The organism is Streptomyces sp. NPDC032822, from assembly GCF_055578825.1.
Genome location: NZ_JBVIOL010000003.1, coordinates 196,363 through 218,246 on the forward strand (window position 1 = coordinate 196,363; position 21,884 = coordinate 218,246).

Annotated in this window: 20 protein-coding genes and 1 pseudogene; 6 read left to right on the forward strand and 15 right to left on the reverse strand. The window is 71.9% G+C overall.

Annotation, left to right across the window (positions count from 1 at the left end; translation table 11 throughout):
- The first annotated feature begins 19 nt into the window (after positions 1 to 19).
- Positions 20 to 1,204 carry a serine hydrolase domain-containing protein gene (locus ACZ5VD_RS10045; protein WP_468681857.1) on the forward strand — a complete coding sequence of 395 codons (1,185 nt, stop codon included), beginning with the start codon at positions 20 to 22 and terminating at the stop codon, positions 1,202 to 1,204.
- 235 nt (positions 1,205 to 1,439) lie between these two features.
- Here ACZ5VD_RS10045 and ACZ5VD_RS10050 read toward each other — a convergent pair whose 3' ends face one another.
- Both ACZ5VD_RS10050 and ACZ5VD_RS10055 read right to left on the reverse strand, forming a co-directional pair.
- The gene (locus ACZ5VD_RS10050; RefSeq protein ID WP_468681859.1) at positions 1,440 to 2,165 is read right to left on the reverse strand and encodes a class I SAM-dependent methyltransferase; all 726 of its coding nucleotides are present in this window, start codon (positions 2,163 to 2,165) and stop codon (positions 1,440 to 1,442) included.
- Positions 2,166 to 2,170: 5 nt separating this feature from the next.
- The gene (locus ACZ5VD_RS10055) at positions 2,171 to 2,734 is read right to left on the reverse strand and encodes a PadR family transcriptional regulator (RefSeq protein ID WP_468551927.1); all 564 of its coding nucleotides are present in this window, start codon (positions 2,732 to 2,734) and stop codon (positions 2,171 to 2,173) included.
- A 144-nt stretch (positions 2,735 to 2,878) separates the two neighbouring features.
- Between ACZ5VD_RS10055 and ACZ5VD_RS10060 the strand changes: the two genes are divergently transcribed.
- The gene (locus tag ACZ5VD_RS10060; RefSeq protein ID WP_468551926.1) at positions 2,879 to 3,277 is read left to right on the forward strand and encodes a nuclear transport factor 2 family protein; all 399 of its coding nucleotides are present in this window, start codon (positions 2,879 to 2,881) and stop codon (positions 3,275 to 3,277) included.
- A 95-nt stretch (positions 3,278 to 3,372) separates the two neighbouring features.
- Here the strand turns inward: ACZ5VD_RS10060 and ACZ5VD_RS10065 are convergent, their stop codons facing one another.
- Entirely contained in the window at positions 3,373 to 3,513 is a 141-nt protein-coding gene (locus tag ACZ5VD_RS10065; RefSeq protein ID WP_468551925.1) for a hypothetical protein, read from the reverse strand.
- A 197-nt stretch (positions 3,514 to 3,710) separates the two neighbouring features.
- The gene (locus ACZ5VD_RS10070) at positions 3,711 to 3,872 is read right to left on the reverse strand and encodes a hypothetical protein (RefSeq protein WP_468551924.1); all 162 of its coding nucleotides are present in this window, start codon (positions 3,870 to 3,872) and stop codon (positions 3,711 to 3,713) included.
- Between the two features lie 234 nt (positions 3,873 to 4,106).
- Here ACZ5VD_RS10070 and ACZ5VD_RS10075 point away from each other — a divergent pair, with 234 nt between their 5' ends.
- The 3 genes and pseudogenes from ACZ5VD_RS10075 to ACZ5VD_RS10085 all read left to right on the forward strand — a co-directional run.
- Positions 4,107 to 4,934 carry a class I SAM-dependent methyltransferase gene (locus tag ACZ5VD_RS10075; protein ID WP_468681861.1) on the forward strand — a complete coding sequence of 276 codons (828 nt, stop codon included), beginning with the start codon at positions 4,107 to 4,109 and terminating at the stop codon, positions 4,932 to 4,934.
- A gap of 280 nt (positions 4,935 to 5,214) precedes the next feature.
- On the forward strand, positions 5,215 to 6,357 hold the full coding sequence (rho, locus tag ACZ5VD_RS10080) for a transcription termination factor Rho (protein ID WP_468551922.1): 1,143 nt from the start codon (positions 5,215 to 5,217) through the stop codon (positions 6,355 to 6,357).
- A 100-nt stretch (positions 6,358 to 6,457) separates the two neighbouring features.
- Positions 6,458 to 7,342: pseudogene (locus ACZ5VD_RS10085) on the forward strand (D-alanyl-D-alanine carboxypeptidase family protein); the annotation flags it as partial.
- Between the two features lie 11 nt (positions 7,343 to 7,353).
- On the opposite strand, the gene ACZ5VD_RS10090 reads toward ACZ5VD_RS10085, so the two are convergent.
- The 10 genes from ACZ5VD_RS10090 to crcB form a co-directional block, all read right to left on the reverse strand.
- Positions 7,354 to 8,730: a glycosyltransferase 87 family protein gene (locus ACZ5VD_RS10090; RefSeq protein ID WP_468551921.1), complete on the reverse strand. Its 1,377-nt coding sequence runs from the start codon at positions 8,728 to 8,730 to the stop codon at positions 7,354 to 7,356.
- 11 nt (positions 8,731 to 8,741) lie between these two features.
- Positions 8,742 to 10,154, reverse strand: coding sequence for a polyprenol phosphomannose-dependent alpha 1,6 mannosyltransferase MptB (gene mptB, locus ACZ5VD_RS10095; protein WP_468551920.1), 1,413 nt, complete (start codon positions 10,152 to 10,154; stop codon positions 8,742 to 8,744).
- Between the two features lie 177 nt (positions 10,155 to 10,331).
- Positions 10,332 to 11,273: a glutaminase gene (locus ACZ5VD_RS10100; RefSeq protein ID WP_468551919.1), complete on the reverse strand. Its 942-nt coding sequence runs from the start codon at positions 11,271 to 11,273 to the stop codon at positions 10,332 to 10,334.
- A gap of 36 nt (positions 11,274 to 11,309) precedes the next feature.
- Complete coding sequence (gene aspA, locus ACZ5VD_RS10105; RefSeq protein WP_468551918.1) at positions 11,310 to 12,725, reverse strand: aspartate ammonia-lyase; 1,416 nt, start codon at positions 12,723 to 12,725, stop codon at positions 11,310 to 11,312.
- A gap of 809 nt (positions 12,726 to 13,534) precedes the next feature.
- Positions 13,535 to 14,551, reverse strand: coding sequence for an asparaginase (locus ACZ5VD_RS10110; RefSeq protein ID WP_468552012.1), 1,017 nt, complete (start codon positions 14,549 to 14,551; stop codon positions 13,535 to 13,537).
- Between the two features lie 32 nt (positions 14,552 to 14,583).
- Positions 14,584 to 16,026: an amino acid permease gene (locus tag ACZ5VD_RS10115; RefSeq protein ID WP_468551917.1), complete on the reverse strand. Its 1,443-nt coding sequence runs from the start codon at positions 16,024 to 16,026 to the stop codon at positions 14,584 to 14,586.
- A complete protein-coding gene (locus tag ACZ5VD_RS10120; RefSeq protein ID WP_468552011.1) occupies positions 16,023 to 16,700 on the reverse strand; it encodes a FadR/GntR family transcriptional regulator in 678 nt (225 codons plus the stop codon). Before ACZ5VD_RS10120 ends, ACZ5VD_RS10115 begins: the two co-directional genes overlap by 4 nt.
- Positions 16,701 to 16,911: 211 nt before the next feature.
- Complete coding sequence (locus ACZ5VD_RS10125) at positions 16,912 to 17,748, reverse strand: undecaprenyl-diphosphate phosphatase (RefSeq protein ID WP_468551916.1); 837 nt, start codon at positions 17,746 to 17,748, stop codon at positions 16,912 to 16,914.
- Between the two features lie 95 nt (positions 17,749 to 17,843).
- On the reverse strand, positions 17,844 to 18,242 hold the full coding sequence (locus tag ACZ5VD_RS10130) for a fluoride efflux transporter FluC (protein ID WP_468551915.1): 399 nt from the start codon (positions 18,240 to 18,242) through the stop codon (positions 17,844 to 17,846).
- A 46-nt stretch (positions 18,243 to 18,288) separates the two neighbouring features.
- Positions 18,289 to 18,744, reverse strand: a complete 456-nt coding sequence (gene crcB / locus ACZ5VD_RS10135; RefSeq protein ID WP_468551914.1) for a fluoride efflux transporter CrcB — start codon at positions 18,742 to 18,744, stop codon at positions 18,289 to 18,291.
- Between the two features lie 337 nt (positions 18,745 to 19,081).
- Between crcB and ACZ5VD_RS10140 the strand changes: the two genes are divergently transcribed.
- Positions 19,082 to 19,594: a hypothetical protein gene (locus ACZ5VD_RS10140; RefSeq protein WP_468551913.1), complete on the forward strand. Its 513-nt coding sequence runs from the start codon at positions 19,082 to 19,084 to the stop codon at positions 19,592 to 19,594.
- A gap of 19 nt (positions 19,595 to 19,613) precedes the next feature.
- On the opposite strand, the gene ACZ5VD_RS10145 is transcribed toward ACZ5VD_RS10140, so the two are convergent.
- Positions 19,614 to 21,581 (reverse strand): right-handed parallel beta-helix repeat-containing protein, encoded by a 1,968-nt coding sequence (locus tag ACZ5VD_RS10145; protein ID WP_468551912.1) that lies wholly within the window; start codon positions 21,579 to 21,581, stop codon positions 19,614 to 19,616.
- Positions 21,582 to 21,884: the final 303 nt, after the last annotated feature.

Sequence of the window (21,884 nt, forward strand, 5' to 3'; positions counted from 1 at the left end):
GCAAGACGACGGAGGGGCCATGTCCCAGAACTCCCGCGGCTCCGGGACCGAGGCGGCGGTCCACGGCCACTGCGACGAGCGGTTCGGCGCGGTGCGCGCGGCCTTCGAGGAGAACTTCCGGGACCGCGGGGAGCTGGGCGCCGCGGTGACCGTCGTGGTCGAGGGCGAGACCGTGGTGGACCTGTGGGGAGGCTCGTCCGACGCGGCGGGCACCCGGCCCTGGGAGCGCGACACACTGGTCAACGTGTGGTCGACGACCAAGGGCCCGGTCGCGCTGTGTGCGCACATCCTCGCCGACCGGGGGCTGCTCGACTTCGACGCGCCGGTGGCGACGTACTGGCCGGAGTTCGCCGCGGCCGGCAAGGAGAAGGTCCTCGTCCGGCATCTGCTGTCCCACCGGGCCGGCCTGTCGGGCCTGCGCGAACCGCACACCCTGGCCCAGCTCTACGACTGGGAGCTGACCGTGGAGCGGCTCGCCGCGACGGAGCCCTGGTGGGAGCCGGGGACCCGGTCCGGGTATCACGCGGTGACGTACGGCTTCCTCGTCGGGGAGGTCGTGCGGCGGGTGTCGGGGCTGCGGCCCGGGGCGTTCCTGGAGCGGGAGGTGACCGGTCCGCTCGGCATCGACTTCAGCATCGGGCTGCCGGAGAAGGACGCCGGGCGGCTGGCCGAGCTGGTGCACCCGTCGACCGCCTCCAGCAGCGAACAGGCCGCGATCTTCAGCCAGTTGGCGCCCGCCGCCCTCGCCGCGCTGACCAACCCCGCCATGGGCGCGTCCGACGCCAACACGCCGGAATGGCGGGCCGCCGAGATCCCCGCCGCGAACGGCCACGGCACCGCGCGGGCCGTCGCCGCGCTCTACGGCGTCTTCGCCGGCCGGGGCTCCTGCGGCGGCCACCGCGTCCTGTCCCCCGAGGCCGCCGAGCGGGCGCGGGAGGGCCAGGGCAGCTGCCGCGACCTGGTGCTGGGCGCCGGTTTCCCGAGCGAGACGGAGATCGGGCTCGGCCTGTGGCTCAGTGGACCGAACGGCTCGTACGGGCCCAACGCCCGGGCCTTCGGGCACGACGGGTTCGGCGGCTCGTGCGGACTGGCCGACCCGGAGGCGGGCGTGTCACTGGGGTACGTGATGAACCGCATGGGGCCGCACATCGCCGACGATCCGCGGAAGACGGCGCTGGTCGACGCCGTGTACCGGACGCTGTGATCCGCCGGCACAACCGAGGGTGGCGGTCGAGGGTCGGATCGCTCGACTGCCGTGGCGGCCGCCTCCCGCGGCCGTTCGCGACATGCGGCTCGGGAGGAGGATGTCCCGGATCCCGGGCACGCGGGGCGAGTTCGGGGTCTCTGCCCATCGACCACGGTCGGCGGGAAAACGCGGGAACCGCCCTGGAGTTCGTACGTCGCTTCGCCTGATGCCCGAGTCCGGGCGCGGGGCGCGGCTACGCCACCCTGCGGGCCACGATCATCCGCACCCGCGGGCTGCCGTCCTGCCGGTGACCGAACTCGGGCAGGGTCTGGAGGTCCACCGCGAAGCCGGCCCGCTCCAAATCCCGCCGTACGTCCGAGAGCCGGAAGGCCCGGTAGTACATGACGAACGGGGGCCGCCACACCGCGTTGCGCACCCGCATCACCGCGTCGAAACCCAGCAGCATCCAGTAGGCGCGGGACGCGGGGCGCGGCGGGGCGAGCACCGGGAAGGCGAAGCACCCGCCGGGGCGCAGCGCGATGTGGACCTGGTCGAACAGGCCCGGCAGTTCGCGGGGCAGGAAGTGCCCGAACGCCCCGAAGCTCACGACGAGGTCGAAGGCGGCGCCGAACGGCAGCTCCCGGGCGTCGGCGCGCACCCAGGAGACCTGCGGTCCGGAGGGTGTGGCGCGCTTCCGTGCCACGTCGAGCATGCCCGCGCTGAAGTCGACGCCGGTGACGCGGTGCCGGCACACCCGGGCCAGCACCGCGACGCCGGCGCCGGTACCGCAGCACAGGTCGAGCCCGTCGTCGAAGGGACCCATGCGTGCGAGCGCGGCGGCGACGGAGTCCAGCAGCGGACCGGGGGTGCGGAAGGGGGTGTGGTCGAACTTCGGGGCGAGGAGGTCGTAGCCGTGCTCGACGGACGACAGCGCCTGGACGGCGAGTTCGCGGAGACTGGGACCTTGGGGGCTGAACATCCGGGTCAGCTTAGGGGAGCCCGTTGCCCGAGGACCGTGAGAACGCGCTCGCACCAGCGCACGTTCTCCGTCTCGAAGCCGATTCCTCCCATGAGCGTGAGGTAGGGGCCGATCCGGCCGGCCTCCCGCAGGTACTCCTCCTCGGTCCGGCCGGCGAGCAGCCGTTCGCGGACCCGCTCGTAGCGGCCCAGCTTTCCGCGCGCCCACGACAGGCGCTCCTCGACCAGGGCCCGGGTGGCCCGCGGGTCGGTGCCGTCCATGGCCTGGATCTTGATCAGGAATTCGTCACGGATCGCGGTGGGCCGTCGGGTCGGTTCGACGGCGAAGGCGTCGAGTTGCTCTCGGCCGGCCCCGGTGAGCGTGAACATCCTCTTGTTGGGCCGCCGTTCCTGCTGGACCACCCGGGCTTCCACCAGCCCGTCCTGCGCCAGCCGCTCCAGTTCGCGGTAGAGCTGCTGCGGGGTGGCGGGCCAGAAGTTCGCGAGCGACACGTCGAACAGTTTGGACAGCTCATAGCCCGAGGCCTCACCCTCCCGCAGGGCGGCCAGGACGGCGTACTTCAGTGACATGTGGACACGCTAGCAGCAGGTGACTAATCTACTCCGCACCTACTCACATAATTGAGTAATCCTGCGGTGTATCCGGTATCCGAAATGCAGGTGGGATGCATACGAGATGCGTTCGGATGTACCCAATCGACTGTGGAGGGTCCGATGCGCGCGTTCCGCGAGGCGATCGAGGCACAGGATCTGGACGCCGCCGAGGCGTTGCTGGCCGAGAACGTCGTCTTCACCAGTCCGGTGGTGTTCAAGCCGTACGCCGGCAAGGCCATCACGGCGTCCATCCTGCGCACGGTCGCCCAGGTCTTCGAGGACTTCCGCTATGTGCGTGAGTACAGCGGGCCGGACGGCCGCGACCACGCGCTGGTCTTCACGGCCCGGGTGGGCGAGCGCGCGATCGACGGCTGCGACTTCCTCCACCTCGACGAGAACGGACTGATCGACGACTTCACGGTCATGGTCCGGCCGCTGTCGGGGGCGCAGGCGCTGGCCGAGGCGATGGGCGCACGGTTCGAGCAGATCGCCAAGGACGCGGAGGCGCGGCTCGGTTGAGTGTCCGCGCCTCCGCGGACGGTCGGGCCACGGCGACGGTGATCGCCCCGGTGCAGGTGCGGCCGGGATCGATCGCCGTCCCGGCCCGTCGACGCTCAGGAGTTGGTGGCACAGCCGTCGGCGTCGCAGCCGGAGCCGAGGACACGGACGGTGGCGTCGCCGGGGGCGTAGTCGCCGTAGCCGTGCGTGCCCGTGTTCCCGACGTGGCTGTTGATCGCCGTAGTCGCCCACCCCACCGAGATCCAGCTCCGGAATCGCCGCGGGGAGAACGAAGGCGAAGGCGACCTGGATCTCCCCATTGACGGGCGGGGGAACGGTAATGCACAACCGGGCGGCCACCGCGGCGGGATGGCGCGCTGTGAGAGTTCCGCGGTCCAGTCCTTTCAAGGAGATCGAACCCTTTGCCGTGCGTACCCTCACTCCGCGTTCTTCTCTATGCGGCGAAGGGTCCGTAGCCCTCGGTGAGGCTGGCGGTCAGCGGGTCCGGCGGTCGCGGCCCGGGCTCGTCGAGGCGGAACCCGAAGACGGTCCTCAGCCCGAACGCGCCCTGGTTCCAAGCTTTTTGCGCGGGCAGATCGCATACGTCGACGCCCACGCGGTCGAGTCGCAGGGTCGCGGGCGCTCAGCCCGCGGTGGCGTCTTCCGCTGACGCAGGCGATTTCCCGGCCGGTCGAAACCTGACTGCCGAGTCCGTTCTCCCGCTCCGTCGCAGGGCGGTGGTGGCAGCGCACAGGGAGGGCCTTTCGCGAGAACAGGAAAGGGGTCACCAAAGGGTCATCGGGGGTTCGTACTGCTGGTGTTCCGGGACCGTTCACGGTTGGATGCCGTCATGACCACGGACGAGCACGCACGGTTGATGCGGGTCAACCGGGCCAACTGGGACGCCCGCACGCCGGTCCACCTCGCCAGCCGGTTCTACGGCCTCGACCAGGACCTCGACCCCGAGCGCTGGTTCGGTGCCTTCGAGTGGGACGACCTCGGTGAACTGGCCGACCGTGACGTGCTCCACCTCCAGTGCCACCTGGGTACCGAGACCCTCGCCTTCGCCCGGCGCGGCGCCCGGGCGGTCGGCCTCGACTTCTCCGAGGCGTCCGTGGCGGCGGCCCGGGACATCGCCGCCAAGGCGGGGCTCGACGTCGGCTATGTGTGCGCGAACGTGTACGACGCCGTGGAGGCGCTGGAGGGGCGCCGGTTCGACGTCGTGTACACCGGCAAGGGCGCCCTGTGCTACCTGCCGGATCTGGAGCGGTGGGCGGACGTCGTGGCCCGACTGCTGCGCCCCGGCGGCCGGTTGTACGTCGTGGAGTTCCACCCGCTGCTCAACGCGCTGGGCCCCAAGCCCGGCCCCGGCGAGGGACCCGAGCTGCTGCTGCGCCACGACTACCTGGGCGGCGACGGTCCCGTGCGCCGGGACGCGACCCACACCTACACCGACGGACCCGCCGTCGAGGGCGCCACCGACAGCTACGAGTGGATGCACGGAATGGGAGAGGTCGTCGGCGCGTTGACGAGTGCGGGACTGACCGTCCGGCGGCTGCGCGAGAGCGACGAACTGCCCTGGCAGCGGTGGCCGCAGATGGTCCGCACCCCGTCCGGCTGGTGGCGACTGCCGAAGCCGCGGATCCCCCTCCTGTACGGTCTTCTCGCCGGCCGCTGAGTCCTACCTCACAGACCGGACCGTGCGGCTCGTGCTATATTCCGGTCAGCACTTGTGTACGCCCCCTTCTGGGCGCCGGTGCCAGTATCTCTTCAGCCCGTGACACCCACCCGTTCCAGGGTCGGTATGTCGGCTTCACAGCACCACCTCGTCGAGAACTTCTCTCGCTCTGTCCGAGGTGCTGTTTCCCGTCGCCGAGGCGCGCTCTCGCCGCCTCCTCTCGCGACTCCCCTTTCCTCCGCATGTCCCATTTCTTCCGTCCTCGAAAGGACCGACCATCATGACCACCACACTCGAACACCCTCCCGTCCAGGAGCAGCCCCCGGCCCGGGTCGCCACCGGCGTCCTCGACGTCGACGCGCACGGGAAGGGGCATCTGCGCCCCCTGGACCTCCTGCCCTCCCCCTCCGACCTCCAGGTCCCTCCCCAGCTGATCCGCCGCTACGGCCTGCGCAAGGGCGACCTCGTGGACGGCGTCCGCGGCACCCAGCGCACCCTCACCGAGGTGGCCCGGGTGAACGGACGCACCCCCGAGGAGCAGCGGACCCGTCGTCACTTCCATGACCTGACACCGCTGCACCCCCGGGAGCGGCTGCGTCTGGAACACCCGGCCGCCGGGATCACCGGCCGGGTCGCCGATCTGATCGCCCCCGTCGGCAAGGGGCAGCGCGGGCTCATCGTGGCGCCGCCCAAGACCGGCAAGACCGTCCTGCTCCAGCAGATCGCGGCCGCCGTCGCCGGCAACCACCCCGAGGCCCACCTGATGGTGGTACTGCTCGACGAACGCCCCGAGGAGGTCACCGACATGCGGCGCTCGGTGCGCGGCGAGGTGTACGCCTCGACCTTCGACAAGGCGCCCAAGCAGCACATCGCCCTCGCCGAACTCGTCATCGAGCGGGCCAAGCGGCTCGTCGAGGCGGGCGAGGACGTCGTCATCCTGCTCGACTCCCTGACCCGGCTGTGCCGGGCCCACAACAACGCGGCCGCCTCCGGTGGCCGTACCCTCAGCGGCGGCGTCGACGCGACCGCCCTGATCGGCCCCAAGCGGTTCTTCGGCGCCGCCCGGTCGGCCGAGGAGGGCGGCTCGCTCACCATCCTCGCCACCGCGCTGGTCGAGACCGGCTCCCGGGCCGACGACTTCTTCTTCGAGGAGCTCAAGAGCACCGGCAACATGGAACTGCGCCTGAGCCGCGAACTCGCCTCCCGCCGGGTCTTCCCGGCCGTCGACATCAACCCGTCCGGCACTCGTCGCGAAGAACTCCTGCTGCCCCAGGCAGAGTTGAGTGCCGTGTACGGCCTGCGCCGGGCGCTCCAGACCCGCGACGGACAGACCCATCTGGAAACCCTCCTCGACCGGATGCGCGAGACCCCGGACAACGCGACGTTCCTGCGGCGCATCCAGCCGACGCTGCAGGCCGGCTGACACCCCGTGAGACCGCCCGGCATGTGGCATACGGGTGCTCGCGGTCGCCGCTCGGCCCGGGCAGCACGCTGTTCGACGGCTCCGTTCCTACGTTTGCGGTATGACGATCGGATTGACTTCCCGGGCTGCCGTCTCCACCTGTGCACTCTGTGCGGCAGGGCTGCTCGCGCTCGCGCCGGCCGCCGCGGCGGCCCGCACCGGGACGGACCCCGGTGCACCCGGCGGTCCGCGGGTGTCCGCGCCGCAGCCCGCTGCGCTGTACGGCCCGGGGACACAGGTCCGGCCTCGGGCCGGCGCTCCCGAGGTGCCCGACCTCTCGGCGCTGTCGTGGCTGGTCGCCGACGCCGACAGCGGTGAGGTGCTCGCCGCGCACCACGCGCACCGCAGGCTGCCGCCCGCCAGCACCCTCAAGACCCTGTTCGCGCTCACCGTGCTGCCGGTCCTCCCCAGCGGCATCCGTCACACGGTCCGCGACGAGGAACTGGCCGGCATCGGATCCGGCAGCAGCCTGGTCGGGGTCGCCGAGGGGCACACCTACCGGGTCGCCGACCTGTGGCGCGGGGTGTTCCTCAACTCCGGCAACGACGCCGTGCACGTGCTGGCCGCGCTGAGCGGCGGCTGGCGTTCCACGGCCGCGCGCATGCAGGCCAAGGCCCGTTCACTGGGCGCCCGCGACACCCGCGTGCTGTCGCCGGACGGCTACGACACACCGGGCCAGGTGTCGTCGGCGTACGACCTCGCGGTGTTCGGCCGGGCGGGGCTGCGCAGTGCGGACTTCGCGCGGTACTGCGGCACGGTCGAGGCGAGGTTCCCCGGCAAGGGCGGCTGGTCGTACCCGATCCGCAACACCAACCGGCTGCTGTCGGGCGCGGACGGCGTGGAGCCGTATCGGGGGCTCGTCGGCATCAAGAACGGCTACACCAGCAACGCGGGCCACACGCTCGTGGCCGCCGCCCGCCGGGGGGACCGCACGCTCGTCGTGACGGTGATGAACCCTCAGGAGGGCGGCGGCTTCGCCGTGTACGAGGAGGCCCGTCGACTGCTCGACTGGGGGTTCGACGCGGACGGCCGGGTCGAACCGGTCGGCTCGCTCGACGCGTTGCGGGTCGTACCGCAGGCGGGGCCCGCCGCGCTGCCCGCCGCCGCGCCGCCCACCGCCAAGGCCGAGGGCGGCTGGTCGCGGACGGGGGTGATCGCGGGCGCCGCCGCACTGGGGGCCGGTGCCGTCGCCCTGGCACTGCGGTTCAAGGGCGGCCGTGCGACCCGGAGTTGACCGACGGGGAGCCACAGCAGCAGGCCGAGCGTGATCCAGGTGTAGGTGTTGCTGCCGAGGAACCCGTCGACGCCGGACGCGTCGTCGAACCACAGCCACACCACACTGGTGCACAGCACCGCGTACAGGGCGCCCGCGACGCGCGGGTGCCCGGTACGCAGCAGTACGGCGAACGCGGGGAGCAGCCACACCAGATGGTGCACCCAGGTGATCGGGCTGACGAGGCATGCGGTCAGGCCGGTGAGGGCGAACGCCGTCGCCCACTCCCCCGCGGCGACCGCCCGGCGGGTCCGGACCGCCCACACCCCGAGGACGAGCAGGACCGCCACGGCCCAGGTCGCCCGGTCCGTCGTGCCGAGCCGGGCCAGAATCCCCTGCAGCGACTGGTTGGAGACGTAGTCGAGGCGACCCACGCGGCTGGTGTCCCACAGCGCCACGGTCCAGTAGAAGCGGGAGGCGTCGGGCGCCACACAGGCCGCGAACAGCGTGGCCGCCGCGGTGACGGCCGTCGCGACCGCCGCGGCCCGCCACCGCCGGGCGAGCAGCAGCAGACCGATGAAGATCGCCGGCGTGAGCTTCACCGCGGCGGCGAGCCCGATCCCGACCCCCGCCCGGCGGCCCCGCCCGGTGGCGAGCAGCCGGGCGTCGGCGAGGACGAGGGCCAGCAGCAGAAGGTTCACCTGGCCGAAGCTGACGGTGTCGCGCAGCGGTTCGAACAGCGCGAGCGCGCAAACGCCCAGCGCACAGCCGTACCAGCCGTGGCGCCTGAGGCCCGGCCCGGCGAGGAAGCGCACCACCACGGCCAAAGCCGCCAGGTCGAGCAGCAGGGCGACGGCCACCGCGGCACGCACCCCGAGGAACGCCATCGGCACCATGGCGAGGGCCGCGAACGGCGGATAGGTGAAGCCGTACGTCGTCCCGGGCACCCGGTAGTCGTAGAGCCGTCCGCCGTGGTGGACCCAGCTGTCCAGGGCCCCGTGGTAGACGCGCAGGTCGAACCAGTCCCGCAGCAGTGGCACGGTCGCCGTGAACACGGCGGTGCCGGAGGCGAGGGCGAGCACGAACAGCAGGCGTCCGCGGTCGGTGCGGGGCGCTCTCATGCCGTACGTCCTCATGCCGTACGTCCCCACGCGGGGGCCAGTTCCGCCTGGTGGGCCTGCCACAGCACGACCGCGGCGAGCGCACCGCCCGAGACCGCCAGGGCCAGCTGTCCGGCGTCCGCGGGGCCGCCGCTCGGCAGGGTGGCGAGCGCGAGTACGCCCGTCGCGGCGGCGACCCGGTGCCGTACCGAGGTGCTGGGCGCTGCGGCGGCGATGAGGAACAGTCCCCACAGGGCGTACCAGGGCCGGATCGCCGGGCCGAGCGCGGCCACCGCGGTCAGGCTCAGGCCCAGCGCGTACACCGGTCGCAGGCGCAGCCGCAGCCAGATGGCGAGGACGGCGGCCACGGCCAGGGCGATGCCCAGGGTGTGCCAGGCCGGTATCGCCAGGGGTGCCAGATCGCTGCCGAGCCGTTCCAGCAGGGCGCGCGTGGCGCGGCCGAGGAGGCTGGTGAGGGCCCAGTTCTGCGGGGAGACGGGGGTGTCGAGGGCGCCTATCCAGCCGTAGCCCGTTCCGGCGACCGTCGTCGCGGCGACGGTGGTGCCCGTGGCCGCGACGACGGTCGTGGCGACGGCCCGTGCGGGGTGGCGGCCCGCCCGGACCTGGAGGACGACCACCGCGGCGAGCCCGAGCAGGGCGGGCGCCTTGACCAGCGCGGCGAGGGTGACGAGCACGGCGCCCAGAACCGGCCGCCGGCCCAGTGCCGCGACCAGGCCGAGGCCGAGGAGGCCCAGCATGAGGGCGTCGTTGTGGGCGCCCGCGACCAGGTGGAGCAGGACGAGCGGGTTGAGCGCACCGAGCCAGAGCGCGGCCGACGGATCGGCCCCGCTGTGCCGGGCGAGACGGGGCAGCGCCGCCGCCATCAGGCCGACACCGAGCAGCGCGACCAGACGCATGCCGAGGAGACCGGCGGGAAGCTCGCCCCGGGTCACACCGGACAGCGCGGAGGCCAGCCCCATGAAGACCGGGCCGTACGGCGCCCCGGTGTGCTGCCACAACGGGGAGACCTCGCCGGCGAGCGGGCCGCCGAGCTGGGCGGGGCCGTGCGCGTAGACGTCGATGTGCGCGTCGACCATGGCGCCCTGGGCCAGGTAGCTGTAGACGTCACGGCTGAACAACGGGGGCGCGAGCAGGAGCGGGGCGGCCCAGACCGCGAGCACGACCAGCAGGGCGCGCGGGCCGGGCGGCTCGGGGCCGCGGACCAGCCGGCCCAGCAGAACCCAGGCCGCGATCAGCAGGACGAGGCCGAAGTACACCCCGACCAGGCCGAGGGCGGCGTGCGCGGCCCGGTCGGAGGAGGGGGCGAGGAGCTCCCTCATGGGCAGGGCACCGGCGGTCTCACCTCCTGCCGCGAGAACGGCGGTTCCGGCCAGGCCGAGGACCTGGCAGCGGCGGAGGTCGAGGGGGAAAGCCGTGGCCGACACCGGGGAAGCGTCGCAACGCGGGGTGGCGGGGAGGCGACGGCTCGCCCTCTTGGCGGGGGCCGCGATGTGACCGGTCGGTGTGGAGCGATGCGGCCGCGGACAGGTGACGACGGGGCGTGGCCGCGCGGCGGTGCCGTGCAGGTCACGGCCGCGTGCCCCGCCCCCGGAACAGGACTCTCAGAACACCGAGACGCCGGTGAGTGTGGTGAACCTGTCGAGGGCCGCCACCCCCGCCACCGAGTTGCCCCGCTCGTCCAGTCCCGGGCTCCACACGCACAGCGTGCACCGCCCCGGCACCACCGCGATGATCCCGCCGCCCACCCCGCTCTTGCCGGGCAGACCCACGCGGTACGCGAACTCCCCCGCCGCGTCGTACGTGCCGCAGGTCAGCAGCACCGCGTTGACCTGCTTGGCCTGGCTCTGGGAGAGCAGCCGGCTGCCGTCGGCGCGGATGCCGTGCCGGGCCAGGAACGTGGTCGCCAGGGCCAGGTCGGCGCAGGACGCCCTGATCGAGCACTGGCGGAAGTACTGGTCGAGCAGGACCGGGATCGGGTTGTCGATGTTGCCGTAGGAGGCCATGAAGTGGCCCAGGGCGGCGTTGCGGTCCCCGTTCGCCGCCTCGGAGGCGGCGACCTCCTTGTCGAAGTCCAGGCCGGGGTTGCCCGACTCGGTGCGCAGGAAGGCGAGCAGTTCACCGGACGCGTCCGCGGTACGGGTCTGGAGCCGGTCGGTGACGACGAGCGCGCCCGCGTTGATGAACGGGTTGCGCGGGATGCCGTTCTCGTACTCCAGCTGGACCAGGGAGTTGAAGGGATTGCCGGAGGGCTCACGGCCCACGTGCTCCCAGAGTTCGTCGCCCTCACGGGCCAGGTCGAGCGCGAGGGTGAACACCTTGGTGATGGACTGCGTGGAGAACGGCGCGCGCCAGTCCCCCACCCCGTAGACCGTGCCGTCCAGCTCCGCGACGGCCATGCCGAAGCTGCGCGGGTCGCAGGCCGCGAGCGCCGGGATGTAGTCGGCGGGCCGGCCACGGCCCGGGGTGCGGCCGATCTCGTCGGCGATGCGCTCCAGGACCGGCTGAAAGGTGAAGGACGAGGGGGACACTGCCATGATCGCCATTGTGCCTCCGGTCCGGTCCTGGTGCGCCTCCGCCGCTCAGGCCGGCGGGGAGCCGGAGCCCGCGAGGATCTCGGGCCGCAGCAGGTCGGCGAGCGTCTCGGCCGGCAGCAGGCCCTTCTCCAGGACGAGTTCCGCCACCCCCCTACCGGTGACCAGGGCTTCCTTGGCGATGTCGGTGGCGGCCGTGTATCCGATGTACGGGTTGAGGGCGGTGACCAGGCCGATGGAGTTCTCGACGCTCGCGCGCAGGGCCTCGGTGTTGGCGGTGATGCCGTCGACGCAGCGTTCGGCGAGGGTGAGGCAGGCGGCGCGCAGGTGGGTGAGGGACTCCGACAGGGAGTGCAGGATGATCGGCTCGAAGGCGTTGAGCTGGAGCTGTCCGGCCTCGGCGGCCATGGTGATGGTCACGTCGTTGCCGATCACCTCGAAGGCGACCTGGTTGACGACCTCGGGGATCACCGGGTTGACCTTGCCGGGCATGATGCTCGAACCGGCCTGTACCGGCGGCAGGTTGATCTCGCCGAGGCCCGCGCGCGGCCCGGACGACAGCAGGCGCAGGTCGTTGCAGCTCTTCGACAACTTCACGGCGATCCGCTTGAGCACACCGGACATCTGGACGAACGCCCCGCAGTCCTGGGTGGCTTCGACCAGGTTGGCGGCGGTGACGAGCGGCAGCCCGGTGATCTCGGCGAGGTGGCGACGGGCCGACTCGGCGTATCCGGCGGGGGCGTTGAGGCCGGTGCCGATGGCCGTGGCGCCCAGGTTGATCTCATGGATCAACCGGACGGCCTCGCCGAGCCGGCTGCGGTCCTCGTCGATCATGACGGCATACGCGGAGAACTCCTGACCGAGCGTCATCGGCACCGCGTCCTGCAACTGGGTACGGCCCATCTTGAGCACGTCACGGAACTCGACCGCCTTGCGCGCGAAGGCGTCCTGCAGGACGGACATCGCCCGGAGCAGCCCCTGCACCGCGAAGACCGTCGCGATCTTGACGGCGGTCGGGTAGACGTCGTTGGTGGACTGGCCGAGGTTGACGTCCTCGTTGGGGTGCAGGTGCCGGTACTCCCCCTTGGCGTGCCCGAGCAGTTCCAACGCCCGGTTGGCGATGACCTCGTTGGCGTTCATGTTCGTCGAGGTGCCGGCCCCGCCCTGGATGACGTCGACCACGAACTGGTCGTGCAGTTTGCCGTCACGGATCTCACGGCAGGCCTCGACGATCGCGGCGGCCTTCGCCGGCTCCAGCAGGCCGAGCTCCTCGTTGGCGAGCGCGGCGGCCTCCTTGACGGCCGCGAGGGCGTCGATCAGGTGCGGGTAGGCGGAGATCGGGGTGCCGGTGATGGGGAAGTTCTCCGTGGCACGGAGGGTGTGGATGCCCCAGTACGCCTCGGCGGGGACATCGCGGTCACCGAGCAGGTCGTGCTCGCTGCGAAGGGGGACGACTGCGGTCATGAGCGTGCGGCCTCTTTCTGGGGCGGGGTGGTGAGGGTGAGCGGTGGCGGTACGAGGTGGTCAGTGGGCGGTGGTGAGGAGGAGCAGGCGGCGCCGAGGGGCGTGAGCGAGGCGAGGTCGGCCGGCCCGGCGGTTCGGGGTGCGACCCGGCGGGCCGGCCGGGCACCGACCCGTTGGGTGACCGGATCGGCAGTACAGGGGCGCCGACGGCGGCGGCCCGTCGAGGGGCGGCGCCACCGCAGCCGGTTGTCCGCGGCCGGGGTCAGCGGCGGACGGCCGACCGAGCGGGACCGCCACGCAGGACCACCGGGCCCCGCGGGATGCGGTGACCGCTGGGCGGAAGGGTCGGCCGGACTGCGCGGATCGACCGGGCGTCGGCCGCGTGACGGACCGGTGGTGGCCGCCTGAGTCGGTCGGCCGACAACCGACCGACGTCGCGACCGCCTGCGCGGAGTGCGACACCCGGCCCACGCCGACCGACCGGGCCCGGGCAGACGACGCCCGAACGACGAGCCACCCCGGCCGGCCCGTCGACAACCGAGCGACACACGGGCCGACCTCGCATCGGCCCGGTGACGGCCACCCGAGCCGCTCGGTCGGCCACCGGCACCCGATCTGCCGGACAGCACGCCACTCGGCATCCGAACCGCCCGACCGCGGTACCGGTACAGGTCGTCCCGAGCGTCCCGGCCGGACCCCGGCCGCTGTGCCCATCGCCGAGGGCGATCTCGCACCGGCGCGACACCCGCCCGGAGCCGGCGACCGGCCCGCTCGCCGGGGCGAGCGACAAGGTGGCGGCGGCCATCCCGTCAGGCGCAGGCCGACAGGGACACCGGGTCGAGCGCGCGTGCCGGGCGTACGCGGCCGACCGGTTCGCCGCCTCCGAGCAGCGGCTCGCCCGCGAAGTCGGTGAGCAGGGCCGGGTCGACACCGGCCCGGGCCAGGGCGGCCGCGGCGACCGGGACACGGGCCCGGTTCGCGCCGTCGGCGATCTTGACGGCGATGGCCCGGCCGTCCGGGAGGGCGGCGACCTGTACGCCCTCGAAGCCGTCCTTGGCGAGCAGCCCGGGCACGGCCCGCATCAGCGCGGCGACGTCCCGGCCGGAACCGGACGCCATCTCGGGGTGCTCGCGCATCGCGTCGGCGACCCGGGCCTCCGGGGTGCCGGGGGCGGCGGCGGTGACCCGGGCGCCGGCCCGGGCCAGGCCGTGCAGGGACACGGAGAACAGGGGCGCGCCGCAGCCGTCGACGGTCACCCGGGCGATGCGCTGACCGGTGAGGTCCTCGACGATCTCCGCGACGGCCTGCTGGAGGGGGTGCCCGGGGTCGAGGTAGTCGTCCAGGGACCAGCCGTTGAGCACGCAGACGTACAGCATGGCCGCGTGCTTGCCGGAGCAGTTCTGGGCGAGCCGGGAGGGGCTCCTGCCCTCGCGGATCCAGTCGTCCCGGACGGCAGGGGCGAAGGGCAGGTCGGGGATGTTGCGCAGGTGGTTCTCGGTGAGGGAGGCGAGTTCCAGGATGCGGCGGGCCCCGGCGAGGTGGCGTTCCTCGCCGGAGTGGCTGGCCGCGGCGAGCGAGAGCAGTTCGCCGTCGAGCGGGAGTCCCGCCCGGACCATGGCGACGGCCTGGACGGGCTTGAGGGCCGAGCGGGGGTAGAAGGCGGCCTCGATGTCACCGAGTTGGAAGCGGACCCCGCCGTCGGCGTCGAGGACGACGACGGAGCCGTGGTGGATGCCCTCGACGACCCCGCCGCGGACGAGGTGGGCGACGGGCGTGTGGAGGGGCTCGCGGATCAGGGGTGCGTCCGCGACGAAGCTGTTGTACATCACTGCCTGGGTGTGGTCGGCCGGCGCGTGGCTCACGCGTCGGCTCCGGTGGTGGACTTGCGCGCGGTACGGCCGCGGACGGCGAACCATCCGGCGACCAGCGCCCCGACGATCAGCGGGAGGCACAGCACGGTGGTGCGGCCGGCGCCGCCGTCGGCGTACATGAGGACCAGGACGGAGGCGAGGAAGACCAGCGTCACCAGTTCGGTCCAGGGGGAGCCCGGCAACCTGTAGCCGGGGCGGTCGAGTTCGCCCTTCTGGGTCTTCTGCCAGAACACCAGGTGACAGATCATGATCATGCCCCAGGTGGAGAGGATGCCGATCGCGGCGAAGTTGAGCACGATCTCGAACGCGTCGGCGGGGACGACGAAGTTGAGGCCTACACCGAGGACGCAGACGGCGCTGGTGAGCAGGATGCCGCCGTAGGGGACCTGGCTGCGGCTCATCACGCCGGTGAACTTCGGTGCGGAGCCGGACATCGCCATGGAGCGCAGGATGCGGCCGGTGGAGTACAGGCCGGAGTTGAGCGAGGACATCGCCGCGGTGAGGACGACCAGGTTCATCACGCCGCCCGCGGCCGGGATGCCGATGTTGGACAGCACGGTCACGAAGGGGCTCTCGCCGGACGTGTACTTGTTCCAGGGCAGCAGCATCGACAGCAGGAGGACCGAGCCGACGTAGAAGATGCCCACGCGCCACATGATCGAGTTGATCGCCTTCGGCATGATCTTCTCGGGGTTCTCGGTCTCGCCGGCGGCGACGCCCACCAGCTCGACGGAGGCGTAGGCGAAGACGACGCCCTGGATGATCAGCAGCATGGGCAGCAGGCCGTTGGGGAAGACGCCGCCGCTGTCGGTGATCAGGGAGGGGCCGGGGGTGGTGTCGCCCACCGGGTGCTGGGTGACCAGCAGGAAGATGCCGATCAGCATGAACGCCACGAGCGCGCCCACCTTGATGATGGCGAACCAGAACTCCAGCTCGCCGAACATCTTCACCGAGATGAGGTTCACGGTGAGGACGACGGCGAGTGCGATGAGCGCGATCACCCACTGCGGGATGTCGGAGAACATGCCCCAGTAGTGGGTGTAGAGGGCGACCGCGGTGATGTCGGCGATACCGGTGGTGGCCCAGTTCAGGAAGTACATCCAGCCCGCGACGTAGGCGCCCTTCTCGCCGAGGAACTCCCGGGCGTACGACACGAAGGCGCCGGACGAGGGCCGGTACAGGACCAGTTCGCCGAGGGCGCGGACGACGAGGAAGGCGAAGATCCCGCAGACCGCGTAGGCGATGAAGAGGGAGGGTCCGGCGTCGGCGAGGCGGCCTCCGGCGCCCAGGAAGAGGCCGGTGCCGATGGCGCCGCCGATGGCGATCATGTTGACGTGCCGGGACTTCAGGGACTTGCTGTAGCCCGCGTCTCCGGCGTCGACGTGCGGGGACTGTTTGCGGGTCTCCTCTTGGAGGTGCTGCTCGCTCACGCCTCGGGTCCGCCTTCCAGGGGGGTGTCCGCGCGCTGGGGGCGCACGATGTCGGTGAGGGTGGTCTCGACGCGGTCGAGGTGGTGGGCCATGGCTTCCACGGCGTCGGTCTCGGAACCGTCCATCAGCGCCTCGACGATCGCCCGGTGCTCGCGGTTGGACTGCTCGCGCCGGCCGCCCAGTTCGTTGAGGAACGCCGACTGGCGGGCCAGCGCGTCGCGGATCTCCTCGATGACCCGGCGGAAGACCGGGTTCTGGGCGGCCTCGGCCACGCCGAGGTGGAACAGCGTGTCCATCGCGACCCACGCGGTGGTGTCGGTCTCCCGCTCCATCCGGTCCAGGAGATGGGCCAGGTGGTCCAGGTTCTCCGGGGTGCGGCGCCTGGCCGCGTACCCGGCGACCGGGATCTCGACATGCCGGCGCACCTCCAGCAGGTCGCTGGCGGCGTAGTCGCCGAAGGTGGGGTCCTCGACGGCGCTGGCGACGACGAAGGTGCCCTTGCCCGTCTTGGACACGGTCAGCCCCATGGTCTGCAGGGCCCTGAGGGCCTCGCGCAGCACGGGGCGGGAGACCTCCAGCGTGCGGCACAGCTCGGCCTCGGAAGGGAGCTTGTCGCCGATCGCGTAGTCGCCTCGTTCGATGGCGGCGCGCAGATGTCCGAGCACCGCTTCCATGGCGCTCACACGCCGCGGGCCCTGACTGGCTGTCTGGCTGTCTGACAGGTTCACGGGAGTGATACTCCGGGGGTGTGGGGCCCCTGTCAAGGGTCGCCGAAGGAAGGAATGCACGGGGCGCGAAGGCCTGAGGAAGACGTGAGGAAGACGTGGGGAAGCTTCACACCCCGTGCGAGGGACCTCCCCGGGCGTACCCGCGGCCGGACCACGGTCAGCCGCCGAGCACGCCCGTGGCCAGCAGTCCGAACAGCAGCGTGCCCACGACGATCCGGTAGACCACGAACGCGTTGAAGGAGTGCTTGGCGACGAACTTCAGCAGCCAGGCGATGGAGGCGTAGGCCACGCCGAAGGAGACGACGGTCCCGACGGCGAGCGGGGCGACGCCCACGCCCGCCCCGAGGGCGTCCTTCAGTTCGTAGAGCCCGGCGCCGGTCAGGGCGGGGATGCCGAGAAAGAAGGAGAGCCGGGTGGCGGCGACCCGGTCCAGGTCCAGGACGAGCGCCGTGGACATGGTGGCGCCGGAACGCGAGAAGCCGGGGAAGAGCAGGGCGAGGATCTGTGAACCGCCCACCAGCATGGCGTCCTTGAACGTGGTGTCGTCCTCCCCTCGCTTGTGCCGGCCCATCTGGTCCGCCGCCCACATCACCCCGCTGCCGACGATCAGCGAGCCCGCCACCACCCACAGCGAGGCGAGCGGCCCCTCGATGAGCGGCTTGGCCGCCAGACCGACGATCACGATCGGGATCGTCGCGCAGATCACCCACCAGGCGAACCTGTAGTCGTGGTGGTGGCGCTCCTCGCGGTGGGCCAGCCCCCGGAACCAGGCGGAGACGATGCGCACGATGTCTCTGAAGAAGTAGACGAGCACGGCGGCGATCGCCCCGACCTGGATCACGGCCGAGAACCCGACGACGGAGTCGTCGTCGACGGGGATGCTCATCAGCCCCTCGACGATCTTCAGATGGCCCGTGGAAGACACCGGCAGGAACTCGGTCACCCCCTCGACGGCTCCGAGGACGACGGCCTGACCGACGCTGATGACGCTCATGGGATCCAGTTCTGCTCAAGGGAGTTGGGTGCGGCGGGCTCTGTCTTACTACACGCGGACGAGAGCCGGGCCGTGGGCGGTCCACGACCGAGCGCCTACGCCCACACCGCCTGCGCCACCGCCACTCCCGCAAAGGCGGCCCCCAGGCCCGCGGCCACACCGCCGACCGCGTTGAGGACGGCGAGGCCCCCCGACCCCGGCCCTGACTCCGGTCCTGACCCGGCCTCGGCCAGCAGAAGCGTCTCGTACGAGAAGGTCGAGTACGTCGTCAGCGCCCCGCACAGGCCGGTTCCCACCAGCAGTTGCAAGGGGGAACCGGCAGCCCCCGACATCGCCGCGCCGGTCAGCAGGCCGAGGACCAGACACCCGGTGACGTTCACCGTGAAGGTGCCCCAGGGGAAGGCGGAGCCGTACCGGGACCGCACCGCCCGGTCGGTCAGATAGCGGAGCGGGGCACCCACCGCGGCCCCCGCGACGACCAGCAGCCAGTTCACAACGACCTCTTACCCTTCACGTCCCGATTGCCCGTTTCGCTCCCCGTCATGGTCTCCTCCACCGCAGGCCGCGCCGCGTGACCACGACCGCGAGCCACACCGCCGCGAGTGCGGCGAGAAGAGTCCCGAAGAGGTACACCAGACCGGTGCGGGGATGCCCGGAGCCGATCAGCTTCCGGAAGTCGACGGCGTACGTCGAGAAGGTCGTGAAGCCGCCGAGCACACCGGTGCCGAAGAAGGGGCGGACGAGCCGGTGGGCGGCCCACGCCTCGGTGACGACCACCATGAACACGCCGATCACGGCACAGCCGACGACGTTGGTCCAGAAGGTCGCCCAGGGGAACCCGCCCTGCTGGACGGGCCACCGGAGCGAGACGGCATACCGGGCGACGGCGCCGAGCGCACCACCGAGCGCGACCACCGCGACCACCGGCCCCTGACCTCGCCAGAACGGCTCCTGGGCAACGGCTCCTCGTCTACCGCCGGTCTCCTGGGCTGTCATCGTCGTACGTCTCCTACCTGCCGGGGCCCGGCATCCGGGCACGCTCCATCGCAAGTAGGGACCGTTGGCGGCACCTGTGCCACGGTTCGGGTACGGCGGGCCCCACCGCCGCGCCACGAGGTGATCGCGGCTGGTCAACAGGTTAACCCCGCGGCGAGCCGGGGTCACTTCGCGCCGGACGCCTGGCGCGAGACCGCACCCGGCGCGCGGTGGCCGCGTGGCGCCCTCGTCAACCGGTTCATGGTCCTCGGCCCGGCGGGCGGGCGGGCGGGCGGGCGGGCGGGCGGGCGGGCGGTGGATCTTGCTCCGGCGATCCGGCACTTCATAGGTTGTGTTCATGGGGCTCTTCGACAAGCTGACCGGAACGACGTACCCGGCCGACGGGGTTGTGCCGCGCCCGGTCGAGGAGGTGCGGGCGGCTCTGCTCTCCGTCAACGGGCCCGCGGTGCCGTACGTCGTTCGTGACGGTGCGCCGGAAGGCGCCGATCTGGTCGCGGAGTGGCGGCTGGCGGAGCCCGCCTGGCAGGCCGTCTTCGTCGAGTCGCAGTTGTCTCGCGCTGTCCGGATCCGGATGCGTCTGGTCCAGGGGGACCATGAGGTGCGGGTCCTTGAGGAAGGGTGGGAGGTCACCCGGGTCGGGAACCCGCCGACGTTCAAGATCTCGGGGGCGTACTCGCGCGGGCCGGACAGGAGGGTCTCCCGCCGGTACGCGGTCCGGCGGGGCGACACCGGCGGCCTTGAGGCGACGGAGACCTTCCGCTTCGACGCCGGTGAGCTGCGCGACCCCCTGCGGAACGCCGTCCTCAAGGCGGGCTGGACCTGGCGTGGCGTGGTTTTCGGCAAGCCGTGAGACTGCAGCCGACCCCGCGTCATGGCATGCCCAGGCGCTGCCGGTAGGCCGGCAGGGGTCCGGCGTTCGCCATGACGGCCGCACAGGCGGTGTCGGCGGCGCAGGCGGTGCCGGGGCTCTTCGCGGGCAGCAGGGTGTTGTCGGTGAATTCGAGGGCCTGAGGGTCTCCGCAGCCTTCCTCCGGGTGTTGCTCGTCGGCCGGTGGCCAGGCGCCGGGGAAGTCGCGCCGGGCGAGCCATTCGGGCACCGTGTCGTCCCAGAAGTTGCCGCGGTACCGCACGTTCCGGACGGGGCGGTCGCCCCACTCCTCGCTGCACCCGCCGATGGAGGCGACGTAGTCGTGGACCACGTTGCCGTCCACGGTGACCCGGTCGGTGCTGTCGTCGGTGTAGATACCGACGTTCCAGACGCCGTACTTGCTGTCGGTGACCGCGTTGCCGCTGATGACGGCACCGTCGGCGTACGAGGTGCCCTGTTCGCCGCGGAGGTAGATGCCGCCTCCGTCGGCCAGGAGCCGGTTGGTGGCGAACACGCGGTTGTCGAGGATGCGGTTGCCGTGCATGACACCCCGCAGGTCGTCGGCGGGGCCGGACAGGATGCCGCTGTAGGGCACGTCGTTGACCTGGTTGTGCGCGATCGTGGTCTCCTGGGTGGCGGTGTCCCAGATGCCGGAGGCCGCGTGGTACTCCCTGCCGATGCGGTGGATCCAGTTGTTGGTGATCCGGTTGCGGCGGTTGGTGCCCGTCTGGTCGGGCGGGACCACGCCCATCAGGATCCCGCCGTCGGAGACGTCACTGATGACGTTGCCGTCGACCACGTTGTGCGAGCTGCTCCCGGACAACTCCAGGGCCTGCGCGCCGAGATGGGTGAAGCGGTTGCCCTCCAGGGTGATCCGCTCCGCGGTGCGGAAGGCGACCGCTCCCGGAACCGTCAGCAGCCTCCCCTCGTCGCCGTTCCCGGGCCGCAGGTACATGCTCCACGCGGCGGGGAACCCCGCGGGCTCGTTGGGTGCCAGCCAGGTGGCGTACGCGAAGGTCAGGCCGCGCAGGCCGATGTCGTGCAGGGGGCGGCCGGGTCGGCCGGTGCCGGTGACCAGTGACTCCAGGACCGGCGCGACCACCCGGGCGCTGCGCATGTCCTCCGTGGGGCGCGGGCGGTAGAGCAGTCGGTGGTGTCCGGGCCGGGAGCGGTCGAGATACCAACTGCCCGGCGTGGACGCGAAACTGGTGGAGTTCTCCACGCGGCTCGGCTCTTTGAGCAGTTCCGGGCCTTCGTAGAGGGCCGGTGCCAGGTTCCAACACGGCTGGTCCATGGTGATGGTGGTCCGGCGCGCGGAGCCGGAGACGCCGGCGACTCCGCAGCGGCCCTCCACATAGCCGGATCGGTAGACGAACTCGACGTCCTCGGGGTTGCGCCAGGTGCGGGGGACGGTGCTGGTGGTGACGTAGCCGGCCTTGGTCACCTTCAGCGAGCCGGGGAATCCCGCTCCCTCGCGGGCCGGGCGGGTGGCGCGTCGGCCGTCGACGTAGAGCTGGCGGGTGTCGAGCACGCCCACGTCCGCGCGCCGGAACCCCTTCAGCGCCGGGTCCGGGCGCCAGCCGGCGATCCGTCGGCCGCCGCTGAGAGTGACCCGTTCCTGACGTGGGGTGCCGTAGCCGTACGCCTGGTAGACCACCCGGTGGCCGCCGCGGCCGGAGTCCCCTGCGGCCTCCGACAGACGCAGCGGTGCCTTCAGGGTGTACGTCCCGCCGCGCAGGTTCACCTCCAGGTCCGACGTCATCCGCGGAACCCGGTCGCGTACGGCCTGTTGGGCCCGTGCCGGTGTGGCGAAGGGCCGGTCCAGGCTGCCCGGCCAGGAGTCCCTCCCCCACGGAGCGACGTACAGCCGGGTCGGAGTGGTCTCGGGGGACGGTACGGCCGACGCCGGGGACGGTACGGCCGCCACCGACAGCCCGATGATCCAGGCCGCCACTGTCGCCACGCTCATTCGGGGTCGGGGTCGGGTACGCAAGGTCGCCATGCCGCCTCCTTGTTGGTCCCCTTCACTCTGGGCGAGCCATGCGGTGGCGGGCATCGGCCGATCGTGCCCGGCGTCGCCATCCTCGGGTGGCGCAGTCGTCGACCAAAGTCGGGGTCGACCGGGCGATGCCCGACCAAAGTCGGATTCAGCGGGCCGTCCCGGCTGCCGAGGGGCCGGTTTCCACCCTCACCAACTGGTCCATACCAAACCCTTGACAGGTCGATCCTTCACTTCTTAAATCACGTAGTGAACTAAGCCCTGTCATGCACC

Coding starts and splice junctions, on each gene's coding strand:
- ACZ5VD_RS10045 (WP_468681857.1), top strand. CDS start 20: ATGTCCCAGAACTCCCGCGGCTCCGGGACCGAGGCGGCGGTCCACGGC.
- ACZ5VD_RS10050 (WP_468681859.1), bottom strand. CDS start 2,165: ATGTTCAGCCCCCAAGGTCCCAGTCTCCGCGAACTCGCCGTCCAGGCG.
- ACZ5VD_RS10055 (WP_468551927.1), bottom strand. CDS start 2,734: ATGTCACTGAAGTACGCCGTCCTGGCCGCCCTGCGGGAGGGTGAGGCC.
- ACZ5VD_RS10060 (WP_468551926.1), top strand. CDS start 2,879: ATGCGCGCGTTCCGCGAGGCGATCGAGGCACAGGATCTGGACGCCGCC.
- ACZ5VD_RS10075 (WP_468681861.1), top strand. CDS start 4,107: ATGACCACGGACGAGCACGCACGGTTGATGCGGGTCAACCGGGCCAAC.
- rho (WP_468551922.1), top strand. CDS start 5,215: ATGACCACCACACTCGAACACCCTCCCGTCCAGGAGCAGCCCCCGGCC.
- ACZ5VD_RS10090 (WP_468551921.1), bottom strand. CDS start 8,730: ATGAGAGCGCCCCGCACCGACCGCGGACGCCTGCTGTTCGTGCTCGCC.
- ACZ5VD_RS10100 (WP_468551919.1), bottom strand. CDS start 11,273: ATGGCGATCATGGCAGTGTCCCCCTCGTCCTTCACCTTTCAGCCGGTC.
- aspA (WP_468551918.1), bottom strand. CDS start 12,725: ATGACCGCAGTCGTCCCCCTTCGCAGCGAGCACGACCTGCTCGGTGAC.
- ACZ5VD_RS10110 (WP_468552012.1), bottom strand. CDS start 14,551: ATGTACAACAGCTTCGTCGCGGACGCACCCCTGATCCGCGAGCCCCTC.
- ACZ5VD_RS10120 (WP_468552011.1), bottom strand. CDS start 16,700: ATGGAAGCGGTGCTCGGACATCTGCGCGCCGCCATCGAACGAGGCGAC.
- ACZ5VD_RS10125 (WP_468551916.1), bottom strand. CDS start 17,748: ATGAGCGTCATCAGCGTCGGTCAGGCCGTCGTCCTCGGAGCCGTCGAG.
- crcB (WP_468551914.1), bottom strand. CDS start 18,744: ATGACAGCCCAGGAGACCGGCGGTAGACGAGGAGCCGTTGCCCAGGAG.
- ACZ5VD_RS10140 (WP_468551913.1), top strand. CDS start 19,082: ATGGGGCTCTTCGACAAGCTGACCGGAACGACGTACCCGGCCGACGGG.
- ACZ5VD_RS10145 (WP_468551912.1), bottom strand. CDS start 21,581: ATGAGCGTGGCGACAGTGGCGGCCTGGATCATCGGGCTGTCGGTGGCG.